Source organism: Arthrobacter sp. 01L42 (assembly GCF_056400005.1).
In genome coordinates this window covers 1-14,864 of sequence record NZ_JBFTSL010000004.1, presented here as the reverse complement: position 1 = coordinate 14,864, position 14,864 = coordinate 1, and the positions used below count along the sequence as shown (strand labels likewise).

Below are 14,864 nucleotides of genomic sequence, written 5' to 3'. Positions count from 1 at the left end.
GCCGGTCCGACTATTGCATATGCGCCGCTCAGCTGAGAAGCCCGCCACGGCCTGCCGCCGGGCTGATCCGGCGTTCAGTCCAGGATCAGGCCCCGGCCGCTGCCGGGCTGCAGCTGCACCGGGTGGATTTCACCGAACCCGCGGACGTCCTCGGCCGGCCGGGGCACCAGGACGAAGCGTTCGTCCTGCTCCAGCGCGGCCGCGGTCATCGAATCCACCAGCACGGTTCCAGGGTCCGCGAGAGCCGTCAGGCGGGCGGCGAGGTTGACGGTGGGTCCGTAGATGTCGCCGAGGCGGGAGAGGATGCGGCCCCAGACCATGGCCACGCGGGCCTGGGGCAGGATCTCGTCGTCGGTGAAGGCGCGGGACAGGGCCAGGGAAATCTCGGCGCCGGCCGCCGGAGTCTCGGCAATGTACAGGACCTCGTCGCCGACGGTCTTGACCAGCCGGCCGCCGCCGACCGAGATGATTTCGGCGCACTTGTTCTCGAAGCGCTGCACCAGCTGGGCGAGCGTCTTCTCGTTCATCCGGCGGGACAGGCTGGTGTAGGAGACAAGGTCGGCGAAGCCGACCGCCCGGGCCAACGGCAGGGGCGCATCGTCCTCGTCGCCTTCACGGCCCTCTTCGCTGGACTGCAGCCCGGCTTCGGCCCGGACGGCCAGGCGCTGCACACCGGCGTTGAGCTGGCGGCGCCAGGAGTAGGCGAGCATCTCCTCGAGGGGGTCGATCAGGTTCGGCAACTCGCTGACGAGCCGCTTGCGGGCGACGGCGTCAGTGACGCCATGTTCCTGGACCATGTCCTCCACGAGGGCCTCGATCTGCCACACCACCATCCGGTCGGTCATCTGGCCGATGGCCCGGGTGATGGAGATTGCGGCTTCCTCGGTGAGCTTGCCGTCGCGCACCAGGTCCACGATGGTGGACAGGGCGGCCTGGTCACGCTCGGTGAAGGCGACATCTTCATCCCCGAGGTTGGGAAAACCCAGGGCGCGCCAAAGTTTCCGGGCAGAGAGCAGCGAGAGCCCCGCACCGGCGGCGACTTCACGACGCCGAAGCTTGCGTTCTCCGCCCAGCAGCCGCGCTTCCAGGGCCTTGGCGGCGAGCCGTTCAGCGGACATCGTGCCGGTGGGCGGGGCCACGGGTTCGGCGGGTTCTTCGGGCTCGACTTCGTCGGGTTCGGGTTCAGGTTCGGCGGGTTCTTCGGGCTCGACTTCGTCGGGTTCGATGAGCGCGCCGGCTTCGGCGCCGAAGGCGGTCCCGGCGTCGCTGTCGGCGGCAGCCGAACCGGCGGCGTCCTCGGGCTCCCGGGGCAAATCCGGGGCAGCGAGATCGATGTCCTGGTGGACGTTCTCAGCGTTCATCTCTTCCACCTTCTCTCGTCTCCCACGGCCAGGCCTCGCCCGGGTCGTCGGTCATGCCATCGGCGCCGGACGCCTCGCCCTGCGGGAGGTCGTCGATGGCGTCCAGCAGGAAATTACGGAATGTCGCGACCTCAGGGACATCGGGGACCACCGTTCCAAGGGGGTACCCGGTCTCCAAGGATATATTCCCGGAGTGCAATAGGCGCTGCAACAAGGATTGCTCAATGGCCACATGCCGGACGGCGGCGAGGGGTATCTGTTCATCGCGCCGCCGTAACATGCCGTATCGGGCAACTATGCGCTGGCTTGTGAGGATGTAGCGGGTAGCATGCCATGCAATGACCCGCGGGAGGCAATAGCCCAGCAGCACCCACGCCGCCAACGCCAGGCACACGGCGAGGAGCCAGGGCGTCCACTCTTTCGGGACGAGGGGGACGAGCCGCGCCGGACCGCCCTTGACAACCCAGGCGCAGGCGTACGCGGCCAAAGCCGGAACAACAATGAACATCAGCGCCGGGACAATGAGCATCCTGGGCTGGGGCCGGGTCACCACAATCACTTGCTCTCCCGGCAGGAGCACTCTACGCATAGCCGCTTTCTGCTCCGCCGCTGCCGGTGCCCTGGCCGCCGGTCCCGGCCGGGTTCCACGGCCTCAGGTGCACGACGTCGCCGGCGGTCACCACATGTTCATGGCCCGCGGCATCGACCACCAGGAGTGAGCCGTATTCGTCCAGGCGCGTGGCATGGCCAATGATCTCGTGGTCGCCCGGGAGTTGGGCCCGGACCTGCTTGCCGAGGGTTGAGAGGAGGTGCTCCACGCGTTTGTGCAGCGACGGGCCACCGGCCATGCCGGCGGTGGGGTCGCCGTCGGCGTTGCAGAAACTCCGGTACAGGGTGGCGAAGCGGGACAGGTAGCTCTTCAGGAGCTCCGTCCGGTCCACTGTGTCGGGATTCTCCAGCAGCACGGAGGTGGCGGTGGGAACCGGGAGTTCGGGCTCCGTCAGCGTGACGTTCAGGCCGGTGCCGAGGATGACCGGCGGCGCGCCGCCGGCGCCGAGCGGGCCGAGCTGGGCCAGGATGCCGGCGATTTTCCGGCCCCGGACCAGGACGTCGTTGGGCCATTTGAGTTCCGCCGGAAGGCCTGCCGTTTCCGTCAGGGCCTCACGCAGGGCGAGGGCGGCCAGGAGGGAGAGCCAGGAGTACCTGTGGGTCGGCAGCGGCCGGCCGGCCGCGTTGACTGGCAGGAGCACCAGGGAGACGGAGACCGAACTGCGGGCCGGCGCCTCCCACCGGCGGTCGAGCCGGCCGCGCGCGTCGCTCTGGTACTCGGCGGTCAGCACTGACAGGTCCGGCCACGCGCCGGGATCCTCGGTCACCCCGCGGAGGAGATCAGCGTTGGTGGAGCCGGTGGACTCAAGCACCGTCAGGCGCGGAATTCCGTTCGCGGACAGGAACGCCTCATCGCTGAGGGCACTCAGGTCCAGGGGCGGACGGTCCGGGGTTTCCTGCGCGATTTCCATCCTTGAATCCTACCGAGGAAAGCGCACCGGGGCCCCGGCCGTCTGCCTCACATGCCTCCGCCGAAACTCCCCACCTTTGGCCGGGGTGTCCGGCGTGTCGGCCGGACACACCGCTGATTCCGGCACCCGGCCGCCAAATGAGGGGAAATTCCGCGGGGCAGACGGTCGCAAAACACCCAGCAAGTTCAGAGGAAGATGTCCGGGACGAGCTGGTTCTCCGGCGCGCCGAGGCTGTACGGGCTGAAGTCCGTCACCCCTGCCGCCGCGAGAACCTGTTCATCGGTGTAGAAGTTACCGCTCCGGCTGCCGTGGGCGGGGACCGCGTTGCCGCCGGTCAGCACGGCGTGGGCGGCGTCGGCCATGATTTCGGGGCTGCGGGCGCCCTTGACGATCATGTCGCCGCCGGGCATGTTGCGGATCGCCGCGGTGTCGATCAAGGTACACGGCCAGAGTGAGTTCACGGCAACGCCGTCGGCCTTGAGTTCCTCGGCCAGCCCCAGCGTGGTCAGGCTCATGCCGTATTTGGCCATGGTGTAGGCCAGGTGCAGGCCGGCCCACTTCGGATCCAGGTTCAGGGGCGGGGAGAGGGTGAGGATGTGCCCGGCCCCGGAGGCGCGCAGGGCCGGCAGCGCCATCTTCGAGAGCAGGAACGTCCCGCGCACGTTGATGTCCTGCATGAGGTCGTAGCGCTTCATGTCCACGTCGTCGGTGGTGGAGAGGTCAATCGCCGACGCATTGTTGATGACGACGTCGATCCCGCCAAATTGGTCCACAGCGGCGCCGACTGCACCGGCGACGTCGGCGTCGTTGCGCACGTCGCCGACCAGCGGCAGGGCCTGGCCGCCGGCGGCCTCGATCTGTTCGGCGGCGGTATACACGGTGCCCTCCAGCCTGGCGTGCGGCTGACCGGTCTTGGCCATCAGGACGATGTTGGCGCCGTCCCGGGCCGCGCGGAGCGCAATGGCCAGGCCGATGCCACGGCTGCCCCCGGAGATGAGGACAGTGCGGCCCTGGAGGGAACCGGCGGCCTGGTACGGCCCTGCGGCGGTGCCCGAAGCATCGTTGCTTGAAGTCATGCCCACACTCTAGCCGACCAATGTTACTGGCGGGTAACAAAGTGGTGAGGGAGCTTCGCGGCGGGAAAATTGTAGGTTCCCTACAGCGGCACCGGCCAATACCGTCACTAGACTTGCCAGCAGAGCCCTGCTTTTGTGGATTCCAGCCAAAGGACCCCACGCGACGGGCGCCGTACAACCTTGCGACAGAGCCGGAGAAACTTGATGAGCCACGATCTGACCACGACTGCGGGAAAGATTGCAGATTTCCGCGACCGCCAGGCCCGTGCCGAACAGCCCTCCGGCCCGGAAGCGATCGCCAAGCAGCACGCGCGCGGCAAGAACACCGCCCGCGAGCGCATCGACCTGTTGCTGGACGCCGGCTCCTTCGTCGAATTCGATGCGCTGGCCGTGCACCGCTCCACCGCCTTCGGCATGGAGAAGAAGAAGCCCCTCGGCGACGGCCTCGTCTCCGGCTACGGCACGGTGGACGGCCGCCCGGTTGCGGTCTACAGCCAGGATTTCTCCGTCTACGGTGGCTCGCTGAGCCAGGTCAACGGCGAAAAGATCGTCAAGGTCCAGGAGTTCGCGCTGCGCAACGGCTGCCCCGTGGTGGGCATCCTCGACGGCGGCGGTGCCCGCATCCAGGAGGGTGTCGCCTCCCTGGCGATGTTCGCGGACATCTTCCGCAACAACGTCCACGCCTCCGGCGTCGTCCCGCAGATCTCGCTGATCATGGGCCCCTCCGCCGGCGGCGCGGCCTACTCCCCCGCCCTGACCGACTATGTGGTCATGGTGGACAAGACCTCGCACATGTTCATCACCGGCCCGGACGTCATCAAGACCGTCACCGGCGAAGACGTGGACATGGAAACCCTCGGCGGCGCCCGGCAGCACAACGCCAACACCGGCACCTCGACTTACCTGGCCTCCGACGAGGCCGACGCCGTCGAGTTCGTCCGCGAACTGCTCGACTTCCTGCCCTCCAACAACCTCGCCGAGGCCCCGGTGCTGGAGCACCAGCAGGAACTGGAGGTCGACGACGACGACCTCGCCCTGGACGCGCTGATCCCGGACTCGGCCAACCAGCCGTACGACATGCGCAAGGTCATCGAGCAAGTTGTCGACGACGCCCACTTCCTCGAGATGCAGTCCCTCTATGCCCCGAACGTGATCATCGGCTACGGCCGGGTCGAGGGCCACACGGTTGGCATCGTGGCCAACCAGCCCATGCAGTTCGCCGGCACCCTGGACATTGCGGCCTCGGAAAAGGCCGCCCGCTTCGTCCGGCACTGCGATGCCTTCAACATCCCCATCATCACGCTCGTGGACGTGCCGGGCTTCCTGCCGGGCAAGGACCAGGAGTTCCAGGGCATCATCCGCCGTGGCGCCAAGCTGCTCTACGCGTATGCCGAGGCCACCGTGCCCAAGCTGACCGTGATCACCCGCAAGGCCTACGGCGGGGCCTACATCGTGATGGGCTCCAAGAAGCTCGGCGCGGACCTCAACCTGGCCTGGCCCACCGCCCAGATCGGCGTCATGGGCGCCCAGGGTGCCGTGAACATCCTGTACCGCCGCGAACTCGCCGCGGTGGCCGAGGACGGCGGCGACGTCGAGGCCAAGCGCGCCGAGGTGATCCGCCAGTACGAGGAAGAGCTGCTCAACCCCTACCAGGCCGCCCAGCTCGGCTACGTGGACGCCGTCATCGCACCGTCCGAGACCCGGCTGCAGATCATCAAGGGCCTGCGCGCCCTCCGGGACAAGCGGGCAGCCCTGCCCGCCAAGAAGCACGGGAACATCCCGCTGTGAGCCCCACCCGCCCCCTAACCTCGCAAGTCCCCACCGGCTCCCAGCCTTCGCAAGCTCAGGCCGGGTCCCTCGCCGGCGTGGGCCCACGGCCAGAAGGACCCGCCGACAGCCTCGACTCGCCGCTTCTCTCAGTCGTGAAGGGCGAACCGACGCCGGAAGAGCTGGCGGCGCTGACCGCCGTCGTGCTGTCCCTGGGGCAGACCCAGCAGGCGGCACCGGAAAACCCCGGCGTCCGGCACTGGGTCCGCCGGCAGCAGCTTCGGCTGGCGCCGAGGCCCGGTCCGCAGGCCTGGCGCCGCAGCCTGGGCTGAGCCGACGCGGTTCAGCGTCCTGGCAAGGCCTGCCCGCAGCCGAAATCTGCACGGGAGAGTTGCGCGCGAAAAAGTTCAGTGACTCTTTCATAACCGCGGCGGCCGGGCTAGTCTCGTCGGGTGACTACCGAAATCATCGCCTCAGACAACACTGCCCCCGCGCGCCAGCAGACGGCCATTGACGCCGTCGCCGACGCCTACACGGACACCCTGATCCGGCTTAACCCGAGCTTCGCCACCGAACTCGGCCTGCCCGGGCACGAGACGGAGTACCAGGATTTCTCCCCCGCCGGCCACGAGGAATTCGCGGCCGCCGCCCGCGAGGCACTTGCGGCGCTGGACGGGCTGGAGCCGGTTGACGACGTCGACGCCGTCACCCTCGACGCCATGCGCGAGCGGCTGGGCCTGCAGCTGGAAATCCACGAATCGGGCTGGGCTACGGCCGATCTGAACAACATCGCCTCCCCGTCCCAGGACATCCGCGCGATCTTTGACCTCATGCCGACGGATACCGCCGGACAGTGGGAGCACATCGCGGGCCGGGCCCACAATGTCACCGCCGCCATCGACGGCTATATAGAGTCGCTGCGGTCGGCGATGCAGGACGGCAAAGTGGCCGCGGCCCGCCAGGTTTCGATCGTGATCGAGCAGGCCACCAAGCACGCCGCGGACGACGGCTTCTTCGCCAAGCTCGCCGCCGGCGCCAAGACCGCGGACGGCCCACTCCCGGCGGAACTGCAGTCCCGGCTCGACGCCGGCGCGGCAGCTGCCCGGGTGGCGTACTCCCGGCTCGCAGGTTTCCTCGAGTCCGAGCTCCTGCCCGTCGCCCCGGCCAAGGACGCTGTGGGCCGCACCCGCTACGCCCTGGCCTCCCGGGACTTCCTCGGCGCCACCGTGGACCTGGAGGAGACCTACGCTTGGGGTGTCCAGGAACTCGACCGCCTCATCGCCGAACAGGAACGGGTGGCAGGCGAAATCCGGTCCGGCGCCACGGTGGAGGAAGCCAAAGAGATCCTCAACAATGATCCCGCCCGCCAGCTCAAGGGCACTGACGCCCTCCAGGCCTGGATGCAGGAACTGTCCGACAAAGCCGTCGCGGAGCTCGCCGGCGTCCACTTCGAGATCCCGGACGTCATGAAAACGCTGGAGTGCCGGATCGCGCCCACCGATGAAGGCGGCATCTACTACACGGGACCCTCGGAGGACTTCAGCCGCCCGGGCCGCATGTGGTGGTCCGTGCCGGCCGGTGAAGACACCTTCACCACGTGGGCCGAAACCACCACCGTGTACCACGAGGGCGTGCCCGGCCACCACCTCCAGGTCGCCACCGCCACCTACCGCCGGGAGCTGCTGAACAAGTGGCGCCGCAGCGTGTGCTGGACCTCGGGCCATGGCGAAGGCTGGGCACTCTACGCGGAGAAGCTCATGCAGGAGCTCGGCTACCTCAATGATCCCGGCGACCACATGGGCATGCTGGACATGCAGCGCATGCGTGCGGCCCGCGTGGTGTTCGACATCGGCGTGCACCTGGAACTCGAAGTCCCCGAGCGCTGGGGCAGCGGCATCTGGACCTCGGAGAAGGGCTTTGACTTCCTCCGCGCCAACCTGCCGATCAGCGAGGGGCAGCTGAAGTTCGAGTTCACCCGCTACCTGGGCTGGCCGGGACAGGCCCCGTCCTACAAGGTGGGCCAGCGGCTGTGGGAGCAGATCCGGGAAGAGCTGGAATCCCGCCCCGGCTTCGATCTCAAGGCCTTCCACACGAAGGCCCTGAACATCGGTTCGGTGGGCCTGGACACTCTCAAGCGCGCGCTCCTGGGGTAAGCCGGGTTGCGGGGGCTGTCGGGATGGCAGTTCGCGGCAGTGTTTCTCCAGAGCATTGCCGCGAACCGTCATCCCGCGCCTCCCCGGGCGGTCCGGGCCGCCCGGCGACGAGACAATCACCACACCGCTTGCGGAATAACTTCACAAAAGCCCCTGCCGGCGCGGCAATCCCGGGCATTCCGCGACGCGGGGCCACCCGTGGCGCCGTAACATTTCTCAACATCCGTTCGTCATGCTATTGGCAACGGTCCTAGCGTGTTCCGGTGACCACTCAGACAAGCACCCCCGCACCCGCTGGAAAGACCGGGTTCCAGCTGCCCAAATGGGCCGGCTCGTTCGGCTTCCAGATCATTGCCGCCCTGATCGTCGGCCTGGGCCTTGGCCTGCTGGCGAAGTACACCGGCAGCACCAAGGCCAACCCCAACGCCCTCGGCACCACGCTGCAGACCATCGGCTCGAGCTACGTCTCGCTGCTGCAGACCGCCGTGGTCCCCCTGATCTTCACCGCCGTCGTCAGCTCAATTTCCAACCTGCGCGCCGTTTCCAACGCGGCCCGGCTGGCCTGGAACACGCTGCTCTGGTTCGCGATCACCTCGCTGATCGCCGTGCTGATCGGCATCGGCCTGGGCGTGCTGCTGCAGCCCGGCGCCGGAACCGGCATCAGCCAGGAAGCGAAGTACGCCGGCAAGTCCGGTGACTGGTGGGCCTTCCTGACCGGGCTGTTCCCGAAGAACTTCCTGGGCCTCGGCGCGACCACCACCGTCACTGACGGCGTCGCCACCACCGCCGTGAGCTTCAACGTCCTCCAGATCCTGGTGATCGCGATCGCCGTCGGCATCGCCGCGCTGAAAGTGGGAAAGGCGGCCGAACCGTTCCTGGCCCTGAACGCCTCCGCCCTCGCCGTCATCCAGAAGGTCCTCTGGTGGATCATCCGGATCGCGCCGCTGGGCACGATCGGCCTGATCGGCAACGCCGTGGCCGTCTACGGCTGGGACACCATCGGCTCGCTCGGCAAGTTCACCGTGGCGATCTACATCGGCCTGGCGCTCGTGCTGTTCGTGGTCTACCCCGTGCTGATCCGCAGCCACGGACTGTCCATCAAGCAGTACTACTCCGGCGTGTGGCCGGCTGTGCAGCTGGCCTTCGTCTCCCGCTCCTCGATCGGCACCCTGCCGCTGACCCAGCGCGTGACCGAACGGAGCCTGGGTGTCCCCCGCGCCTACGCCTCCTTCGCCGTGCCGCTCGGCGCGACCACCAAGATGGACGGCTGCGCGGCGATCTACCCGGCCGTGGCGGCGATTTTCGTGGCCCAGTTCTTCGGCATCCAGCTCGACTTCACCCAGTACCTGCTGATCGCACTGGTGTCCGTGCTCGGCTCTGCCGCGACCGCCGGCACTACGGGTGCCGTCGTGATGCTGACGCTGACGCTCTCCACGCTGGGACTGCCGCTGGCCGGCGTCGGCCTGCTGCTGGCCATCGACCCGATCCTGGACATGGGACGCACCGCCGTCAACGTGGCCGGACAGGCATTGATCCCGGCGATCGTGGCCAAGCGCCAGGGCATCCTGGACGAAACGCTGTACAACGCGCCGCGGAACGGCGATCCGTTTAGCGACGACGTCGATGGCACCGCCGCCGTCGACCCCTCCGCCGCCGCCACTCCCGCGGCAGGACGGGACGAGCGGGAACTGGCTGACGCCAGGGCGTAACAACAGATCGAGTGTTCACCAGAGAAGTCCCCGGGAATCCCCGGGGACTTCTCTGGTTTACCGGCTTCGGCTTTACCCGGCCTCGGCCCGAGTCCGCACGGGCCTAGTGTCCGCCGATCACACCCTTTTCGGCGGCCTTGGTGACTGCGTCCGCTTCTGCCTGGGTCAGGGTGCCGTCCTTGACGGCCTGGTCCAGCCGGGGCTTCAGTGCCGCGGCGTGATTGGCCTGTTCCGCGGTACGCAATTCCTCCAGGGCAGCGGTGACCTTGGCTTCATCGATGCCGAGCGACTTCGCCAGGGACGCGGCCAGGGCCTTCTCCATTGCGGCGCGGTCCGGCTTCTGCCCTGGGGCCGGCGGGGTGGCCGGCCTGTTGGCTTCGCGGAAAGTCTTCAGGGCGTCGGTGACCTTCGCCTCGTCGACGCCGAGCTTGGCGGCGAGTTCTTTGGCGCGGGAGCCGAACTCTGCACCGCCGTGGCCCCGGTGTCCACCGCGCATGCCGTAGCCGTCGGCGAAGTTGTTCCCGGGAGCACTCGAGCTGGGTGTCGGGGCGGGCGTCGGCGTCGTGGTGGCGGAGGCCATCCCGGCGACTCCGAGCCCTGCGCCCAGTGCCACGGCCGCCGCCCCGAGGCCGAGCGCGATTTTCGTTGTGCGTGACATCTGCTGTCTCCTGGATCTGCCGCGCGGTGACGGCGCTTGAAGCTGATGGTTCGTCCGGGGAAGGCTGCTCCACGAGCATCTTCAGTCTGCACCTGACCCAGCAGAGATAGCTGTTTCCCAGCTTTCACTTTCCTGTGAATCCGGCAGGGACGCCCAGCGGGCGAGAAGAGGGCACAATGGCGGCAAAGGTGGATAGGCTCTGGGCATGCTGATCGTCACTTCGAATGACATCCCGGGCCACCGGATCGACGCCGTCTTCGGCGAAGTCATGGGCCTGACCGTCCGCTCCCGGGACATCACGGCCCAGCTCATGGCGGGCTTCCGTTCCCTGGGCGGCGGCGAGGTGCTGGAAATGACGAGGGCCCTCTACGACAGCCGGCAGGATGTCATGGCCCGGATGGTGGCCGAGGCCGAGCAGCGCGGCGCCAACGCCATCGTTGCCATGCGCTTCGATACATCGGCGATCGGGCAGAACTGGACGGAGATCTGCGCCTACGGCACAGCCGTTTTTGCCATTCCGCTCTCTCAGAATGAGCCCGGGGCAACGGGCCAGTCGGTCTACCTGGCCAATTCCGGCGACGCGGCAGCCCAGCTCAAGCCTTGAGCGCCGACGCTGCCAGCCCCACCACCCTGGAAAATACTTGCCCAGAGTGCAAACATGCACGTAGTGTAAGCGCGTGTCCCCATCGCCCTCCCCCTCCGCGGCCCACGCCGCCGCATCCGGCGACCCCGGTGTCCCCTCGCGCCGCGAACTGAACAAGGCCGCTACCCGGCAGGCCATCACGGACGCCGCCATGGACCTGCTCCGCACGCGGGGACCCGGAAACTTCACGGTGGAGGACATCGCCGACGCCGCCGGGATCTCGCGGCGCACGTTCTTCAACTACTTCGGCAGCACCGAGGCGGCGCTCGCCTCGGTGACGTTCGGTTTCCTGGACACGGCACTTCAGCAGTTCCGGCTCCGCCCGGCAGGCGAGCCCATCCTGGAATCGGCCCGCGCAGCCCTCGTTGAACTGGCCGATCCCATGACCGTCGCACCGGTGGCCGAGCTCTACAGCCTGGGCCAGACCAACCCCCAGCTCAGCCGCTCCGAGCTGGAAGCCTGGGACCACTGCACCGAACAGATCATCGAAGCTGCCCGCGAACGCTTTGCGCTGACGGCGGCCGGCGACGTCGACGAGCTCTACCTCCGCGCCCTCGCCGGCTCAGTCATCTCGTGCGGAAAAGCCGCCATGGATGTCTGGTTTGCCCGCTGCGGCGGCGACCTGACCCCCGAGTCCCTGTCCGTCCTGCGCCAGCTCCTGATCGATTCCATGGGCCTCCTCGGCTCCGGATTCGCGTCCCACTCCCCCGCCACCCCTTCCCCAGATCGGCACTGACATGGCCCTGTTGCTCTACCGTCTCGGCAAGTTCTCCTACCGCCACCGCTGGCTCGTCATCTCCCTCTGGCTCGCCGTCCTGGTGGCCGTCGGCGGCGCGGCTGCGGCCTTCCACGGCACCATGTCCAACAACTTCCAGATCCCCGGCACTGAAACCCAGCAGATGGCGGACAAGCTGAAGCAGGAGCTGCCCAAGTCCTCCGGCGGCTCGGCCGGCATCGTGTTCGAGTCGCACAACGGCCAGTTCACGCAGGCCGGCAAGGACGCGGTCTCGGCTGCGCTGACCAAGCTGAAAGCCCTTCCCGATGTTCAGGGCACCGTGGACCCGTTCGCCACCCAGGCCCAGCTGGACAAGGCCGTCACGGACCTTGCCGCCGGCGAGCAGCAGGCATCCGCAGGACAGGCGCAGCTGGACGCGTCGGCCGCCCGACTGGCCGCCGGCAAGGCCCAGCTGGCCGCCGCCGAGCAGCAGATGACCGCGGCCGGCATGTCCGCCGAGGCCATCGACGCCCAGCTTGGCCAGCAGAAGGCTGCCCTCGCCGCGGGCCAGGAGAAGCTCGACGCCGGGACCAAGGAACTCGAGGCCGGCGCGGCCAAGCTCGCCCTGGCCAAACGCCAGTTGGAGGCCTCGCAGGGCATGCGGTTCGTATCCGAGGACGGCACTGCGGCAATCGCCCAGGTCCAGTTCAAGACCTCGATCAACGGGCTGGCCCCCGCCGTGCGCCAGCAGGTCCAGGACATCGCCCACGAAGTCTCCTCTGCCGGCGTGACCGCCCTGGCCAGCAAGGAAATCACAGAGGACGTCTCCGAACTGTTCGGCATCTCGGAGATCCTCGGCATCGCCATCGCGGCGCTGGTGCTCATCGTCATGCTGGGAACCCTGATCGCCGCCGGGCTCCCCCTGCTGATGGCCCTGGTCGGTGTGGCGGTGGGCGTCGGCGGCACCTTTGCCCTCAGCGGCGCCGTCGACATGAGTTCCATCTCCCCGATGTTGGCGCTTATGCTGGGCCTCGCCGTCGGCATCGACTACTCCCTGTTCATCGTCAACCGGCACCGCGGCCAGCTCCTGGCCGGCATGGACGGCGAGGAATCCGTCGCCCTCGCCACCGGCACCTCCGGCAACGCGGTGCTGTTCGCGGGCCTGACCGTCATCATCGCCCTCGCGGCCCTCGTGATCCCGGGCCTCCCCTTCCTGGCCGTGATGGGCCTGTCCGCCGCCGCAACGGTGGCAGTCGCCGTCGTCGTCGCCCTGACCCTCACCCCCGCCGTGCTGTCCCTGATCGGGCCCCGGCTCATCTCCCGCCGGGTCTGGGCCAAGGCGGAAAAGCACAACGCCGCCCCCGGCCACGAGAGCGCGGACCGTGCCCGCGACGAACGCCGCAGCAAACAGGGCTGGGGTGGACTCGTCACCCGGCACCCCGTCCTGGCACTGCTGGCCGGCGTCCTGCTGCTGGGCATCGTGGCGCTGCCGGCCAGCCAGTTGCGGCTCGCGCTGCCCGACGGCGGGTCCGAGCCCGTGGAGTCGCAGGCGTTCAAGGCCTATGACGTCACCGGCCGCAGCTTCGGCGAAGGCATGACCGGCCCGATCGTGGTGGTGGGCGACTTCCCGGCAGGCCTGAGCGCGGACGAAGCCACAGCCAAGCAGCTCGACGTCGCCGACATCCTCCGCGGCACTGGCAACGTCACCGCCGCCATTCCGGTGGCCCTGAGCGAGGACCGCCGCACCGCGGTGTTCCAGGTCATCCCGCGGGAGGGCCCGGCCAGCGCGAGCACTGTCCAGGTGGTCTCCGAGCTGCGCGCCGAAAAGGACCGCATCAAGGAATCCACCGGGGTCAGCATCGGCCTCACGGGACAGACCGCCGGCAACGTCGACGTCTCCGCCAAACTCGGCGATGCCCTGCCCCCGTACCTGGCCATCGTCGTCGGGCTGTCCCTGATCCTGCTGTTGCTCGTGTTCCGCTCCATCGTGGTGCCGCTGCTGGCCACGGGCGGGTTCCTGCTCTCGCTCGCGGCCGCCTTCGGAGCCGTCGTCGCGGTCTACCAGTGGGGCTGGCTGGGAACGGTGTTCGGCGTCGAAAACCCGGGCGCCGTGCTGAGCTTCCTGCCAATCATCCTGATCGGTGTGCTGTTCGGGCTGGCCATGGACTACCAGGTATTCATCACCTCGGGCATGCGCGAGTCCTTCATGCACGGCGAATCGGCCCGGCATGCGGTCCGCACCGGCTTCAGCCATGCCGCATCCGTAGTCACCGCCGCCGCCATCATCATGGTCAGCGTGTTCGCCGGCTTCATATTCTCGCACCTGAATATGGTCCGGCCGCTGGGCTTCGCGATGGCCTTCGGTGTCCTGGTGGACGCGTTTGTGGTCCGCATGACGATCGTCCCGGCCGTGATGTACCTGCTCGGCAACAAGGCGTGGTGGCTGCCCCGCTGGCTGGACCGGATCCTGCCGGACGTCGACGTCGAGGGCGCCAAGCTCCGGCCCGCGGCTTCAGCCTCAGCTTCGGCCGACAGCGAGCCCGAGCCGGAGGAGATCGGCGCGCGCTAAAGCCCGCCGACGAGTTGCCCTAAAGCCCGCCCGCTGATCATTCTGATCGGCGGGCGGCTTTTTCGTGCGTGCAAGCCTGGACAGCTTGAGATCCGTTCGACGCTCAAGCCGCCAGTGAGCCTGAGGGCCGCATACGCTTGAGCGTCTTCGCGCGATGGCGCTCGTCGCGGCGCTGGCGGCGGGAATCCACGCTCGCTTCGCCGGCAGGCGATCCGGGCAGGGGTGGCGCGGTGGAACGGTACGTGTGGCCGGTGGGGGTGGTGAGTTCGATGGGGTGCCTCGCGCCGATGCTCGAGGCGGATCCGGGTGCGGCTTCGGGGCTGGGGCGTGCTTTCCAGCCGGGGTTTTCTTTGGTGTGGTTGCAGGCTTCGCAGAGGCCGGCGGCGTTGTCCGTGGTGGTCGGGCCGCCGGTGTGCCAGGGAATGATGTGGTCCAGGTGGCGGATGGGCGCGTCGCAGTAGGGGGTGCGGCAGGTGTCGTCTCTGGCCTGGATGAAGCGGCGGTGCCCGGGTGGGAAGAGCCGGGCGCGGGAGTCCATCCCCACGAGCTCGCCGGTGCCGGGGTGGGTGTAGAGCCGGCGGAGCCAGGTGTTGAAGTTCCGGTCCTCGGCGTTCGTCCCGGCGCCGATGCGTTCCCGGGCCCAGGCGGCGGGGACGGTGCCGTAGCCGGGGAGCCGGGCGGGTTCGGCGTTGC

Annotated in this window: 13 protein-coding genes; 7 read left to right on the top strand and 6 right to left on the bottom strand. The window is 68.4% G+C overall.

Annotation, left to right across the window (positions count from 1 at the left end):
- Positions 1-74: 74 nt before the first annotated feature.
- From AC1DN2_RS04340 to AC1DN2_RS04325, 4 genes are all read right to left on the bottom strand, one after another.
- On the bottom strand, positions 75-1,361 hold the full coding sequence (locus AC1DN2_RS04340) for an adenylate/guanylate cyclase domain-containing protein (protein WP_476849353.1): 1,287 nt from the start codon (positions 1,359-1,361) through the stop codon (positions 75-77).
- Positions 1,351-1,950 carry a PH domain-containing protein gene (locus tag AC1DN2_RS04335; protein ID WP_476849352.1) on the bottom strand — a complete coding sequence of 200 codons (600 nt, stop codon included), beginning with the start codon at positions 1,948-1,950 and terminating at the stop codon, positions 1,351-1,353. The genes AC1DN2_RS04340 and AC1DN2_RS04335 overlap by 11 nt, the downstream gene beginning before the upstream one ends.
- Entirely contained in the window at positions 1,943-2,881 is a 939-nt protein-coding gene (locus tag AC1DN2_RS04330; protein ID WP_476849351.1) for a biotin--[acetyl-CoA-carboxylase] ligase, read from the bottom strand. Before AC1DN2_RS04330 ends, AC1DN2_RS04335 begins: the two co-directional genes overlap by 8 nt.
- 185 nt (positions 2,882-3,066) lie before the next feature.
- Entirely contained in the window at positions 3,067-3,957 is an 891-nt protein-coding gene (locus AC1DN2_RS04325) for an SDR family oxidoreductase (RefSeq protein ID WP_476849350.1), read from the bottom strand.
- 204 nt (positions 3,958-4,161) lie between these two features.
- Between AC1DN2_RS04325 and AC1DN2_RS04320 the strand changes: the two genes are divergently transcribed.
- From AC1DN2_RS04320 to AC1DN2_RS04305, 4 genes are all read left to right on the top strand, one after another.
- Entirely contained in the window at positions 4,162-5,745 is a 1,584-nt protein-coding gene (locus tag AC1DN2_RS04320; RefSeq protein WP_476849349.1) for an acyl-CoA carboxylase subunit beta, read from the top strand.
- Positions 5,746-5,822: 77 nt separating this feature from the next.
- The gene (locus AC1DN2_RS04315) at positions 5,823-6,056 is read left to right on the top strand and encodes an acyl-CoA carboxylase subunit epsilon (protein ID WP_476849487.1); all 234 of its coding nucleotides are present in this window, start codon (positions 5,823-5,825) and stop codon (positions 6,054-6,056) included.
- 120 nt (positions 6,057-6,176) lie between these two features.
- Positions 6,177-7,877, top strand: coding sequence for a DUF885 domain-containing protein (locus AC1DN2_RS04310; RefSeq protein WP_476849348.1), 1,701 nt, complete (start codon positions 6,177-6,179; stop codon positions 7,875-7,877).
- A gap of 263 nt (positions 7,878-8,140) precedes the next feature.
- Entirely contained in the window at positions 8,141-9,586 is a 1,446-nt protein-coding gene (locus tag AC1DN2_RS04305; protein ID WP_223914098.1) for a dicarboxylate/amino acid:cation symporter, read from the top strand.
- A 103-nt stretch (positions 9,587-9,689) separates the two neighbouring features.
- On the opposite strand, the gene AC1DN2_RS04300 is transcribed toward AC1DN2_RS04305, so the two are convergent.
- Complete coding sequence (locus tag AC1DN2_RS04300; RefSeq protein WP_230008431.1) at positions 9,690-10,244, bottom strand: Clp protease N-terminal domain-containing protein; 555 nt, start codon at positions 10,242-10,244, stop codon at positions 9,690-9,692.
- A gap of 205 nt (positions 10,245-10,449) precedes the next feature.
- Between AC1DN2_RS04300 and AC1DN2_RS04295 the strand changes: the two genes are divergently transcribed.
- From AC1DN2_RS04295 to AC1DN2_RS04285, 3 genes are all read left to right on the top strand, one after another.
- Positions 10,450-10,848: a YbjQ family protein gene (locus tag AC1DN2_RS04295; RefSeq protein WP_476849347.1), complete on the top strand. Its 399-nt coding sequence runs from the start codon at positions 10,450-10,452 to the stop codon at positions 10,846-10,848.
- Between the two features lie 73 nt (positions 10,849-10,921).
- Positions 10,922-11,623 carry a TetR/AcrR family transcriptional regulator gene (locus AC1DN2_RS04290; RefSeq protein ID WP_476849346.1) on the top strand — a complete coding sequence of 234 codons (702 nt, stop codon included), beginning with the start codon at positions 10,922-10,924 and terminating at the stop codon, positions 11,621-11,623.
- Between the two features lies 1 nt (position 11,624).
- Positions 11,625-14,171, top strand: coding sequence for an MMPL family transporter (locus AC1DN2_RS04285; protein ID WP_476849345.1), 2,547 nt, complete (start codon positions 11,625-11,627; stop codon positions 14,169-14,171).
- A 103-nt stretch (positions 14,172-14,274) separates the two neighbouring features.
- On the opposite strand, the gene AC1DN2_RS04280 is transcribed toward AC1DN2_RS04285, so the two are convergent.
- Positions 14,275-14,864, bottom strand: a 590-nt coding sequence (locus AC1DN2_RS04280; RefSeq protein ID WP_476849344.1) for an HNH endonuclease, incomplete at its 5' end; no start/stop codon positions are given.